This is a genomic window from Anaerobacillus sp. QJM3NY_32 (assembly GCF_056173645.1).
On record NZ_CM149684.1, the window covers coordinates 3,123,179 to 3,136,464 of the forward strand.

At 39.2% G+C, this 13,286-nt stretch carries 11 protein-coding genes; 2 read left to right on the forward strand and 9 right to left on the reverse strand.

What is annotated here, in order from left to right; all coding sequences use genetic code 11:
• Nucleotides 1-9 precede the first annotated feature (9 nt).
• Nucleotides 10-657 carry an acetoin utilization AcuB family protein gene (locus AC0VYH_RS16360; RefSeq protein ID WP_430245890.1) on the forward strand — a complete coding sequence of 216 codons (648 nt, stop codon included), beginning with the start codon at nt 10-12 and terminating at the stop codon, nt 655-657.
• A complete protein-coding gene (locus AC0VYH_RS16365) occupies nt 654-1,802 on the forward strand; it encodes an acetoin utilization protein AcuC (RefSeq protein ID WP_475365623.1) in 1,149 nt (382 codons plus the stop codon). Before AC0VYH_RS16360 ends, AC0VYH_RS16365 begins: the two co-directional genes overlap by 4 nt.
• A gap of 27 nt (nt 1,803-1,829) precedes the next feature.
• On the opposite strand, the gene ccpA is transcribed toward AC0VYH_RS16365, so the two are convergent.
• From ccpA to AC0VYH_RS16410, 9 genes are all read right to left on the reverse strand, one after another.
• On the reverse strand, nt 1,830-2,840 hold the full coding sequence (gene ccpA / locus AC0VYH_RS16370) for a catabolite control protein A (RefSeq protein WP_226614743.1): 1,011 nt from the start codon (nt 2,838-2,840) through the stop codon (nt 1,830-1,832).
• 362 nt (nt 2,841-3,202) lie between these two features.
• Nucleotides 3,203-4,303 (reverse strand): bifunctional 3-deoxy-7-phosphoheptulonate synthase/chorismate mutase, encoded by a 1,101-nt coding sequence (locus AC0VYH_RS16375; RefSeq protein ID WP_283153869.1) that lies wholly within the window; start codon nt 4,301-4,303, stop codon nt 3,203-3,205.
• A 142-nt stretch (nt 4,304-4,445) separates the two neighbouring features.
• Entirely contained in the window at nt 4,446-4,781 is a 336-nt protein-coding gene (gene ytxJ, locus AC0VYH_RS16380; protein WP_475367808.1) for a bacillithiol system redox-active protein YtxJ, read from the reverse strand.
• A gap of 197 nt (nt 4,782-4,978) precedes the next feature.
• The gene (locus tag AC0VYH_RS16385; protein ID WP_475372757.1) at nt 4,979-6,331 is read right to left on the reverse strand and encodes an IS1182 family transposase; all 1,353 of its coding nucleotides are present in this window, start codon (nt 6,329-6,331) and stop codon (nt 4,979-4,981) included.
• A 158-nt stretch (nt 6,332-6,489) separates the two neighbouring features.
• The gene (locus tag AC0VYH_RS16390; RefSeq protein ID WP_194219247.1) at nt 6,490-6,906 is read right to left on the reverse strand and encodes a YtxH domain-containing protein; all 417 of its coding nucleotides are present in this window, start codon (nt 6,904-6,906) and stop codon (nt 6,490-6,492) included.
• 14 nt (nt 6,907-6,920) lie between these two features.
• On the reverse strand, nt 6,921-7,361 hold the full coding sequence (locus tag AC0VYH_RS16395) for a DUF948 domain-containing protein (RefSeq protein WP_194219246.1): 441 nt from the start codon (nt 7,359-7,361) through the stop codon (nt 6,921-6,923).
• Between the two features lie 225 nt (nt 7,362-7,586).
• On the reverse strand, nt 7,587-8,891 hold the full coding sequence (murC, locus tag AC0VYH_RS16400; RefSeq protein ID WP_194219245.1) for a UDP-N-acetylmuramate--L-alanine ligase: 1,305 nt from the start codon (nt 8,889-8,891) through the stop codon (nt 7,587-7,589).
• A gap of 193 nt (nt 8,892-9,084) precedes the next feature.
• The gene (locus AC0VYH_RS16405; RefSeq protein ID WP_430245897.1) at nt 9,085-10,182 is read right to left on the reverse strand and encodes a nicotinate phosphoribosyltransferase; all 1,098 of its coding nucleotides are present in this window, start codon (nt 10,180-10,182) and stop codon (nt 9,085-9,087) included.
• Nucleotides 10,183-10,327: 145 nt separating this feature from the next.
• Nucleotides 10,328-13,162, reverse strand: a complete 2,835-nt coding sequence (locus AC0VYH_RS16410) for a DNA translocase FtsK (protein WP_475372758.1) — start codon at nt 13,160-13,162, stop codon at nt 10,328-10,330.
• Between the last annotated feature and the right edge of the window lie 124 nt (nt 13,163-13,286).

Consider the following 13,286-nt stretch of genomic DNA (forward strand, 5'->3'; position numbering starts at 1 on the left):
TGAGCCAAGTTGGTCATTGAAGAAATTATGAATCAAAATGTATTTTCACTTGAAGAGAACCAAACCATTGCGGATGCCATTAAAATGATGAGAGAAAAAAACATTCGCCATCTCCCTATCGTAAATAGCGAAGGGGAGCTCACTGGCATTATATCAGATCGAGATATTAAAGATGCTAGTCCATCAATTCTTGACTCAAATCCAAACAAGGAAGTGTTACAGTCTCCTCTTTCCTCTATTATGAAGAAAGACGTCATTACAGCTCACCCATTGGATTTTGTAGAAGAAATTTCTACGATCTTTTATGAGCAGCGCATTAGTTCGATTCCGATTGTTGAAAACCGAAAAGTAATCGGAATGGTTACTGAAACGGATATGTTACATACGTTAATCCTTTTGACAGGGGCACACCAGCCGAGTTCACATATTGAAGTACAGGTGGAAAATGTGTCAGGACAATTGGCCGATATTACCCAAATCATTAAAAAGCGCAATGTTAACATTATTAGCGTTCTAGTCTACCCGTGTAGTCACAATGAAAAATTCAAAAATATCGTTTTTCGAATACAAACGATGAATCCCACTTCCGTTGTAAACGATATTAAAAATGAAGGTTATGAGGTTCTCTGGCCAAATATGCCGGGTGTTCAAAAATGAAGTGCGACTCCCTTTTTGTATATTCCTCAGACTATTTAAATTATAAATTCAGTGACGATCATCCTTTCAATCATATACGTGTTAAGCTCACACAGGACTTGCTTACCGAAATAAATGCTTTAAATGATCAAGAAGTGGTCCCTCCTCGGATTGCAACCGATAGTGAGATTGCTCTTATTCATGACCCAGCCTACATAGAAGCTGTAAAAAAAGCTAGTAAAGGAAACCTTGCATCCTCTGTTGCAGCTAACTACGGTCTTGGAACAGAAGATACTCCAATCTTTCCGAACATGCATGAAGCTAGTGCTCTTATTGTTGGGGGAACGCTGACTGCAGTTGATGCAGTTATGACAGGAAAGTCTGATCATGCCCTTAACATAGGCGGAGGACTCCATCACGGTTTCCGAGGTAAAGCATCAGGCTTTTGCATCTATAATGACAGTTCAATCGCCATTGAATACATGAAACAAAAATACGGTGCAAAGGTCCTTTATGTTGATACTGACGCCCATCACGGAGACGGTGTGCAGTGGGCTTTTTACGACGACCCTGATGTTTGCACACTATCTATCCATGAAACGGGACGCTATTTATTTCCTGGAACAGGAAATATTAATGAGAAAGGTCAAGGAAAAGGATATGGGTTTTCATTTAATATTCCGATTGACGCTTTTACAGAGGACGAGTCATTTCAGGAAGTGTACGAGGATTCGTTTCGAAAAGTAATCGATTTTTTCAAGCCGGATGTAATCCTAACTCAAAATGGTGCAGATGCTCATTATTATGATCCGTTAACACATCTCTCTGTTTCCATGAAAAGCTATGAGTTCATTCCAAAACTAGCACACCAATTAGCTCATGAGTATTGTGATGGAAAATGGATTGCCGTTGGCGGGGGTGGTTACGATATCTGGCGTGTTGTACCACGCGCTTGGTCAAGAATTTGGTTAGAAATGAAAGGGCTATCAGTAGACGGTGCCCTACCAAAACAATGGATTGAAAGGTGGGCCCCACTCTCACCACTTTCTCTTCCAGAGAATTGGCATGATAAAGCTGATTTGTATGAGCCCATTCCAAGGAAACAGGAAATCACAGAAAAAAACAAACTAACTTGCGAACGAGCGCTTTATCAAATAGTAAATTAATAAAAAAACGAGCCTAGGCTCGTTTTTTTAATCTTGATTATGAGTAGTTGAATTACGATGTTGCAAACGGTGTGGTAAAACAACCGTTTGTTCTTCTACTGTTTCTTTATTCATTAATTTTGTAAGAAGACGCATGGCAACAGCACCAATATCGTACATAGGTTGAACAACGGTTGAAAGCGTTGGTCGAACCATCGTTGCTAGTCTTGTGTTATCAAATCCAACGACCTCGAAATCTTCCGGAACGTTATAACCGTTGTCCTGTGCAGCGTGAATAACGCCTAGTGCCATTTCATCCGTACCTGCAAAGATAGCTGTTGGCTTCTCATCTAGTTCAAGAAACCCTTCCATTGCTTCAATACCTGAGTCATACGTATAGTCGCCAATTGCAACGCAATCTTCATCAACTTTCATACCTGCATCCTCTAAAGCTGTTCGGTAACCAAGAAACTTTTCTTCACCGTTAATTGGATCTTCTAATGGACCACTAACAAGTCCAATTTTTTTATGATCTTTTTCAATAAAGCTAGTCACAAGCTCATATGCAGCTTTTTGATAATCAATGTTAACTGACGGAATCTCCTGGCCCTTTTCTAGGGTTGCTGCTAGAACAATCGGAACAGGTGAGCGCTTAAATTCTTCAACATGTTCTTCTGTAATTTTACCGCCCATAAACACAATTCCATCTACCTGTTTTCCAAGCATCGTATTTAGAAGATGAATTTCTTTTTCTTTATTTTGATCTGAGTTACTCAAGATAATATTATATTTGTACATTGTAGCAATATCCTCAATACCGCGAGCAAGCTCAGCAAAGAAAATACTCGAAATATCAGGGATGATAACTCCGACAGTCGTCGTTTTTTTACTAGCAAGACCTCTTGCTACAGCATTGGGACGGTATCCAAGTCTTTCAATCGCCTCTAATACCTTTTTTCTTGTTGCAGGCTTAACATTAGGGTTGCCATTCACAACCCTTGATACAGTTGCCATTGATACTCCTGCTTCTTTCGCTACGTCATAAATCGTTGTATTCACGATGATCCTCCTTCATGCTCTTACGGACTTTAATTTATTTAATGATACGATACTATCCGTTTGACTGCAAACCAAAACCTATATCGACTCACACTAATAAACCACTATTAGCTGTGAAACACCTGCTATTATGATTATGTAGGTTATTTCACAATTAGATACTGTATTAAAGATAGCATATTTAGTCGCTTTTTGCTTTATATAAGCGTAAATTTTCAAAGACTAAATCATAAATCTGTCGTATTTGCTTCCATCTTTATATATGATAACACTCTTACGTTCTTTTATTCCAATAGAACCCAAGCCACTTAGGAACATCAGGTTGAGGATTCATACATCATACACAGAAAAAAACCTTCTACTTATAAAGTAGAAGGCGCAGCTTTCGCTGGATTGAATAAACCACTTGCTTTTAGATCTTTAACAAATTGTTCGTATTGTGGAATATCTAACTGCTGAGCCGCATCGGAAAGAGCTACAGCTGGGTCTGGATGAACTTCCACCATGATACCGTCTGCTCCAATAGCTAGACCTGCTTTTGCTGCAGGGAATAGAAGATCTTTGCGTCCAGTTGAATGCGTTACGTCAACTAGAACTGGCAAATGAGTTTCCTGTTTAAGAATTGGAACTGCTGTAATATCCAACGTGTTTCTCGTTGCTTTTTCGTAAGTTCTAATTCCTCGTTCACAAAGCATTACTTGTGTATTACCGTTCGATACGATGTATTCTGCCGCATTAATGAATTCTTGAATTGTCGCAGATAAACCTCTTTTTAGAAGAACCGGCTTATCAACGGATCCTGCCGCTTTAAGTAACTCAAAGTTCTGCATGTTACGTGCTCCGATTTGAATTACATCAACGTACTTAACTGCTGTTTCAATATCTGCAGGGTTTACAATTTCACTGACTACAGCTAGATCGTACTCATCAGCAACTTGTTTAAGAATCTTTAATCCTTCTTCTCCAAGACCCTGGAAGTCGTATGGCGATGTACGTGGTTTGAAAGCTCCACCACGAAGCATTTTAAATCCTTGCTTCTTAACAGCCCTCGCTACTTCAGCAACTTGCTCATAGCTTTCAACAGCACAAGGTCCTGAAATAAGAACTTGCCCGCCATCTCCAACTTTTTCGCCTTTAATATCAATAACCGTATTATCGGGTTGGCGTTTTCTTGAAACTAAAAGCGCCTTACGATGATCGTCTTCCTGTAACTCAAGGCTTGCCTTAAAAATTTCCTTGAATATATGTTGAAGAGTGGAATTATCAAAAGGCCCACCATTTTTCTCTGTAAGCAAATCAAGCATCTTACGTTCCCGAACAGGGTCAAAACGATTAATCCCCTGTGCTTTCTTTACTCTACCTATCTCTTTCGCCACTTCAGCACGCTCATTAATTAAATCAAGCAGCTGCAGGTTAATCTCGTCTAATTTCTCTCTCAACTCATCAATTTGGATATTAGCCATAATATCTCCACTCCTATCTGTTTAAGTGATTAGGGTTATTATATACGATGAAAAATAAAATGTCACTACTTTTCTTTTAATTCTTAAACGCTTTTAAGCATTAAACCATGTCAGTAAAAGAAAAACGGCTTTATAAAGCCGTTTACTTTAAATATTTTTTCGCAGCATCCGATAACGAGGTATTAGTGATTCTCCAATGTGAATCATTCCATACAACCTCATTTTCATTAAACACTAGCGCTTGTGGCGACTGATGCTTTACTCCATATGAGTCAGCAATTTCAGTTGATAAAGGACGTGATTCCTGCACGTTCAAATAATACACGTCTTCTGACACGCCCTCGGAAAACTTCTGAAATTCTTCAAAAGCTTGAGCACTTATTGGGCAAGTTGTACTATTTTTAAATAATAGAAATTGATTATTAGATTCCTTGATGCGTTTGAAATCTTCTGATGTAGTTATTTTTGTAATGGCCATAAGTTTATCCCCCTTCAAATTGCTATAAATTCATTATAAAGAAGTTTACAGGAAATGAAAAAGAAGAAGCATTATGCTTCTTCTCAGCTTGTAGAGGAACCCCCGGTTCCTCTACAAGCTTTTTCTTTTGTCTTTCTTTTTTATGGCCTGCGTTTTTTGGTTTTGGTTGTATCCAAATGAAAAAAACTCTCCTTCACCTAGCTCATCCGGTCTAGGTGAAGGGCAATCTTCTTCATGTTCTGACAGGCAGCTGTTAGTAACGCTTGTTCGCGAACTTTTTGTTTTCCTCGCAAACGACAATAACGCAGCCCATGCAGTTCTTTTGAATCTGCGAAGCTACGCTCGACTTTCTCTTTTCTCATGCGATATATCCACTTTCCCTCATTGGAAAGCCGGTTCTCCCGAACTTGTTCTTTCGCACTTTCCCAAACATGTCGGGTGATGGTTTTCTGGTGTTTATGATTTTGCGTACACTGAGCTAACAGTGGACAGGTCTTACATATAGTTGGGTCAGATTTATAGTGACGATAGCCTTCTCGATCGGTTGTCGCGTATGTTAATGATTCACCCTGCGGACAGACATACTGGTCTACGTTTTCATCGTATGTATATTTCCATTTCGGCATTATTCCTTTTCTGGATTTATAACGACGGTGGGCAATAACCCCAAACACATTTCGTTGTTCTAATCCATGACATATTGGCGTGGTCAAGTAACCGGCATCTAAGCCTACGGCTTCAACGTTAAATCCAAATTGTTTCATCTGTCGGTCTAATCGTTGTAAATAAGGCTTGGAATCATGTATATTACCTGGGGTAATATGGACGTCTGTGATGATGTTAAATTTCATATCTGTCGTGCGATGATCTAAGTAAAAGAATCCTTCAGGCTTGTGTTCTCGATACAAATAGCCACTCTCTGGATCTGTGTGACTGACTTTGATTTCTTTCGTCTTATTCACCTCCTTCTTTTCTTTTAGAGGCTTTTTTCCATGATCAGTCCGGTCCTGTTCGACGGCTTCATTCAACTCTTCAATGTAGTCTACCGTTTCAACGTTCACTTCTTTTCTGGAGAACTTCTTCTTATTGGCGTTGGCTTTCAAGTGAGTTGAATCTGTATAAAGCACACGCCCTGAAACCATACGATGGTTCATCGCCTGATGAACGATTTCATCGAAGACCTCTTGAAAGATATCCGTTTCATGGAATCTCATTCGACGATTCCAGCTGATGGTGGAGTGATGAGGCACAGTGTCTGTAAGATTTAATCCGAGAAACCAACGATAAGCGACATTGGTTTGAATTTGACGTTCCAATTCTCGTTCGGACCGAATTCCATAGATGTAACCGATAAACATCATCTTGAACAGCACTAGAGGATCTAGCGAGGGACGTCCGTTGTCTTCACAATAGTAGGGACGTACTTTCTCTGGAATAAAGGAAAAGTCTATGTAGTGATCAATTTTGCGAAGTAAGTGGTTTTCAGGGACTAATTCATCAATCGTTACCATTTCTAATTCGTTTTGTCGCGCTTTTCTAGATTGAAACAATGAAATCACCGCCTAAATAGAATCTATTTATAGGGTAACAAAACGAGAGAGCGAAATGAGGGAGAAAGAGGAAAAAACAAAAAAACAGGCTGTCGAGACTTTCTCGACAGCCTGAGAAGAAGCATTATGCTTCTTCTTTTTCATTTCTATATAACAAATTAGGACTTAGTAGGATTCTCCATTGAAGCTGGTTCTTCTTCAGAGAAATGATCGCTAAGATCCTGTTGGAAGCTCTCAACGTCAGCATCTGCCTGAGTATGCAGATCACTATTTTCTTCTGTTTCAAGATTACGATCTTTAATCTTTGAAACAATGTTATTCGATTGATCCGATACTTGCTTGTAAATTGTTGAAGATTTTTCTTTAGCACGGTTAGCAAAATCTGTGCTACGTTCTACTGCAGAATCACGGAATTGAGAAGTCTTTTCCTTCACTGCTCCAGCTTGTTGATTTAGATCACTTCTAAGTTCTTTACCTGATTTAGGTGCTGAAAGTAGTGCAGCCGCTGCTCCAACGATACCACCAATAAGTGAACCAATGATAAAATCTTTTGTGTTAATGTTGTTATCCGACATATAAATACCTCCTATTATTTTGAATCAACGTACTGATCTGTGGCTTTCTTCTTAACTTGCCATTTTTGCCATATTTGCATGGCAGCATTTCCCCACTGAACGACTTTTGTAACTTGTTCAGATTGACGCTCTGCCTCATCTGTTACTTTTCCAGAAATATTTCTTAATGAATGATTCATCTTTCCAAGTGATGTTCCAACTTCTTTTACTTGTACAAAAACAGTATCCAGAGCTTCAGATTTCCCCTGAATGTCTTCTGCAAGCAAATTAGTCTTATGTAACAGTGCAGTAGTTTCAGTTGTTAAACCATTCATTTGTTTTTCAAGGCTATCAAGTGTTTTCGCCGTATTACTCAGCGTATCCTTCAAGGATTTGAGAGTTTGGGCTACGAAATAAACAAGAACTGCAAATGCAATCGCAATAATAGCTACACTTAAATACAAAATAATCTCCATGTGCTGGCACCTCCCTTTTCTGAATCTCTTCCCTTCATTCCTCTTTCGTAAACACAAGTTTGTCATTTCACATACGAACGAAAAATGAGTCTACTTTACTACCCTACACCATAATTAATTCGTTACAAGTTTCATTATTCCTTTTTTAATTTTTTTTATAACACATTCTCATTCTTCTCTATCAGGAGAATAGTAAAAAAAAGAAGGCTCAAGGAGCCTTCTCGCTTAAATAGACGCTTTTTCGGTCTCATATGCTTCTTGATATTTCTGAATATCACCGGCTCCCATGAAAAGAAGTACTCCTTTATCATGGTCATTAAGCTGCTGAATGGAATCTTCAGAGATCATGTGAGCATTAGGGATTTTTTCAATCAGTTGATCAATCGATAACTGACCTGCATCTTCCCGTGCCGATCCAAAGATGTCGCATAAGTAAACAACATCTGCTTCTTTTAACACATCTGCAAATTCATTTAGGAACGTCTTTGTTCTTGTAAACGTGTGAGGTTGGAAAATGGCCACAACTTCACGATTTGGATACTTCTGATGTGCTGATTCTATAGTTGCTTTAATTTCAGTTGGATGATGCGCATAATCGTCAATTAGTACCTGGTTATCAACGACTTTTTCTGTAAATCTACGCTTAACTCCTTTGAAGTTTGCAAGTTGAGCAGCTACTGCATCTCCTGAAAGATTTTCATAGTGACAAAGAGCAACGACAGATAAAGCATTCAGCACATTGTGTTTCCCGTACATCGGAATCTGGAATGTACGATAGTAATCATCACGAACATGAACATCAAATGTTGTCCCATGTTCATCAATTTTAATATTGGTTGCCTGAAAATCGTTTTGATCATCAAAGCCGTAGAATACGACTGGTACTTTTGTTTGGATTTGCTGAAGGTAAGAATCATCACCATAAGCAATAATACCCTTCTTCACAAGCATTGCCATTTCCTGAAATGCCGAAAAGACATCATCAACATCTGAAAAATAATCTGGGTGATCAAAATCGATGTTTGTCATAATCGCATAATCAGGCTGGTAAGATAAAAAGTGACGACGGTATTCACATGCTTCAAACACAAAATACTGACTGTCCTTTACGCCTTTACCAGTACCATCTCCGATAAGATACGATGTCGGTTCTGCTGCCCCAACAACATGAGACAACAAACCAGTTGTTGATGTTTTACCATGAGAGCCTGTTACAGCAATACTAGTGAATTTTTGAATAAAATCTCCAAGGAATTTATGGTAGCGATAAACAGGAAGGTTCATTTCTCTTGCTCGCACTAACTCTTCATGCTGATCATCAAATGCATTGCCGGCGATAATAATCATATCTTCTTTAATATTTTCTTCTCCAAATGGAAGAATAGTAATACCTTTTTGTTCAAGAGCCTCCTGTGTAAAGAAACGTTTCTCTACGTCTGAACCCTGTACACTGTATCCTATATCGCTAAGGATTTGTGCTAGAGCGCTCATCCCGGATCCCTTAATGCCAACAAAGTGATATATAGTCATTTCAGAACCTCCACACTTTCATTTCTTCTCCGCGTAACCTTTTTTAGTATATGATGTCATTACAAGTATGCGCTGCTTTTCTTTTCAATACTACATTATAGCAGAAAAAGAGACAGGTCTCCAATATAATTCATCAAAGTAATTTGGCACTACGGGCGCAAAAAAGACAGGATTTTGTTCCTGTCTTTTTTGCTTATTCAACACGCTCTAAACGCGGGTTGTGTCGATATTTTCTGCCTGCTTTAGCTTCTGCTTTATCATCAAGAATGACATTATCTCCTGTAAATCCAATGTCTACTTTAAGCAAACTACTTCCAACACCATAAATATCAACAGGAACGTTTTGAGATTCAAACGTTCGAATTCTTTCTTCCGTAAAACCGCCGCTTACTACAATTTTCACATGCTCGAAGCCTTCTTTATCAAGGGCATCTCTAAGTGCAAAAATCAGTTCTGCATTAACCCCTCTTGGATCGAACGTCCCTAGAACATCAGGATTACGCCAAAAATACTGATCAACCATCGTACGAGAGGTATCAACTCGAACACCCTTCAACGTCTTGCCAAATTCCCTTGCTACACGTAATGAATCCGTAATAACATCATTATTGTAATCAACAAGAGAAATCAATTCATCTTCAGGGTATTTCGCATAATAAGCTTTTGATGCTTCAACAACATCACCTTTAAAAAGTTGAATTAAGGCATGAGGCATAGTTCCCATTCCTCTTTTTCCCCACCATTCATTCATCGCATGGGTTGCCTGTGCAGTAGACCCCCCAATATGAGAAGCATACCCGTCACCCGCTTGTTGAGTATAATGATCATCACGATCGCCCATGAAAATAACCGGTTTTTGGATACCTGATGATCGTGCTGCTTTCACTACATGATAAACATTCGTCGCGACGGATGTTCTTCTGCCCAGAATACCATCAATAATTCCTTCGAGAAAACCGAAGTTTTGATATGGCCCTTTAATTTTCAAAACCGTTTCAAATGGAGAGATTTTATCCCCATCCTTTAGCGACTCTATTTCAAGCGATTCAGGGTCCTTCGCAAAGGTTTTTATGAGTGCAATTGCTTCATCTGAACCACAAAGAACGGCATCATGTTTTTGAAAGAACTGCATTGTCACAATATTGTCCGGCTTGAACTCTTCCACAATTTCGCATGTCTTTAGGAAGTAAACAGCTGAAAACCAGCCTTCGCCTACACGCTCATCAAATTTAAAGGTTCGGTTCGTAAGCCTTTTTATTTTGCCTTGCATTTTAAGTTCAATTTCCTTCATAATGGGGCTCCTTCAAGTAGTTTCGTCATTCGAATGTGAGCTCTCTATGTTCAACCATTCACTTATCTGACTATAATTTAACATTAGCTTAACACTACTTATCATATAGAACCTGGCTCTATAAAACAAGTAGAAAAGATATGCACTATACGTGCATATCTTTTAGGAATGTTTCTTCAAAATCAGCTTTCGTCATTAAAATACTTCTAGGCTTGCTTCCCATAGCTTCAGATACTAATCCACGTTCTTCCATCATTTCAATTAGTCTTGCCGCTCGATTGAATCCTATTCGGAAACGACGTTGCAGTGCAGAAGAAGAAGCCTGACCTTGTTCAAGTGCCCACATGCACGCTTCCTCAAACAATTCATCTTCCTGATCATCGTACTGCTGCTTCTTCATTAAATCTTCTTTTTTGATCAAATAATTCGGCTTCCGCTGCTTACGTACGTAGGATGTCACTCGCTCAATTTCTTCGTCCGAAACAAAATTACCTTGCAATCGAACTGGTTTCGAGGATCCATTCTCCAAACAAAGCATATCGCCTTTTCCTAGAAGCTTCTCAGCGCCACTTGTATCAAGGATTGTTCTAGAATCAATTTGCGAAGATACAGAGAAAGCAATACGTGTAGGGATGTTCGCTTTAATAAGCCCTGTAATTACATCAACTGACGGTCTTTGCGTTGCCACTAGTAGATGAATCCCACAAGCTCTTGCTTTCTGTGCAATTCGACAAATCGCATCCTCAACGTCCTGTGGTGAAACCATCATTAGATCAGCGAGTTCATCAATCACAATGACAATGTATGGTAGTTTGTGCTGAGGTTCTCCGTGGTTTATCGCTCGCTCGTTATATCGCTTGATATCTCGAACACCAGCTGCCGCAAATTTCTCATAACGCTCTTCCATTTCATCCACTGCCCACTTTAAAGCAGTAGTAGCTTCTTTCACATCATTAATAACTGGTGTGACTAGATGTGGCAGGCCATTATATGGTGCAAGTTCTACCATTTTAGGATCAATTAACATCATCTTTACATCATTAGGATTTGCTTTAAGCAATAAGCTCACTAAGATCGAATTGATACATACACTCTTACCAGACCCTGTAGCACCCGCAATAAGACCATGAGGCATTTTTTGAATATCAGTTATTTTTGCTTCCCCAGCAATGTCAAAACCGAGCGCCGCATTTAATAGTGAACCTTCAGATTGGAATGCTCCACTTCGAACAATCTCCCGAATAAATACAGGCTTACTCGTAGGGTTTGGCACTTCAATTCCTATTGCATTCTTTCCAGGTATCGGTGCTTCCATTCTTATGTCTCTAGCTGCTAGACTTAATTTAATGTCATCACTTAAATTCGTAATCTTATTCACCTTAACTCCTGGACTTGGCTGCACTTCGAAACGGGTAACCGTCGGCCCCATTGTTGCCCCTACTACCTTAGCCTGTACATTAAAGTTTGAAAGGGTTAGCTCCAATAGTTCCCTTTGCTCTTCAAGCCACTGCTCGTCATTACCTTCATTGCGAGGAGGGATATCAAGAAGTGAAATAGGAGGAAGTTTATATTCTGCTCCACTGCCTGGTTTTTTTGTTAAATGACGTCGGTCATTCGCAAGCATCATTACATTGTAAGGAACCTGCGGCTTTGGTCGAGCGGAATCCCGTCCGGATTGTTCTTGAACATTTTTCTCCTTATGTTCAAGATGTTGAGACGACTCCTCAATTGATTCTTCTATTTGTTCTCGCTGAAACTGCTGTTCTACTTCGAGTTGATTAGATGGTTCTGGTTCTGGTTCTGGTTCTGGTTCTGGTTCTGGTTCTGGTTCTGGTTCTGGTTCTGGTTCTGGTTCTGGTTCTGGTTCTGGTTCTGGTTCTGGTTCTGGTTCTGGTTCTGGTGATTCTTCAATAGCTGTCTGTTCCTCATTTTGATTCTCAACAATAAAATCTTCATCTGAAATGATAAAGTCCTCTTCTATATCATCTGTCACTTCATAATCAGCAGTCCACTCTGATTTCTCTTCGTTTTCCTCTTCTAACATCTCGTTCTTTTGAAGGTCGTTTGTTTCTTCTAATGTTACATCTTCAGTGAGAGTTTCTATTTGCTCCCACTGTTTCTCAGGCTGACTGATTTCCAAATCGGCTTCACTAGATTGTTCACTCTCTTTTTCTGTCTCAAGAGGTAAGGAAGCATCGCTTTTAACTCCAAAGTTGTTCTTATCAGAAATGAAGACCTCTCTATTGTCTTCTCTTTCTTCTTCATTAACAATTGCCTTGCTTGTCGTTTCTTCTTTCACACTAACGGCTTCAGTCTCTTGCTGATCGACACCTTGAGTAACTTGATCTGAATCCGTCAGTATGCCGTTCCCTTCGCTTAGTGAATAAGGTTCAGGTTCCTGGATAAGTTTTTCAATTACGTCACTTTTATCGAGTGATGTATATCGATTGTTTGGATGCGATTTTTTTACTTCTTCTTCCATTTTTTCAGTAACAGGACGTTTGCTAAAACCATAAATAGGTGATGGGATTTGAGATGGTTTGAAATTCACACCTGAGAATTTTTTATTTGTTACTGAACCGTTGTTTTCTGAAAGCCCATCCCTCGTCGTTTTGCTGGAGGGGCCATCTTTCTTCGGAGAAGTGATGCTCTGATTACGATTCTCAGCCTTAGGTTTTTTCGTAGTAATCTGTTCACTTTGATGGCGTTGGACTTCTTTTCTCCCTTCTTTATTCTTTTGGTTATTTGAATGATCCGGAATAAGAGGGAATCGAAAGTTCCCTTCTCTTGGGTATTGGTGAACAATCCTTGCTTCATTCTTCCGATTCGCATTTTCCATCCGCCCAATGGAGTGTTTTCGATCAGGTCGGTCTTTTAACGATTTTGTTTCTTTAACATCTGTTTCCTTTCTTTGAGGTTCTTCTTCCTCATCAAGGTCAAATAATTTATTCCACGCTTTTTTTATCCAATTATTATCCAACTACTATCACCTTTTCTAATTAAGCCCTTTTAGGTCGATTTATTCTTCTATTTTATCGGAAACTCCCCTATCATTGTAAGGCTGTTTCTAAAATCTTTCGTAAAAAAAACAGGTTCTTCGTCTA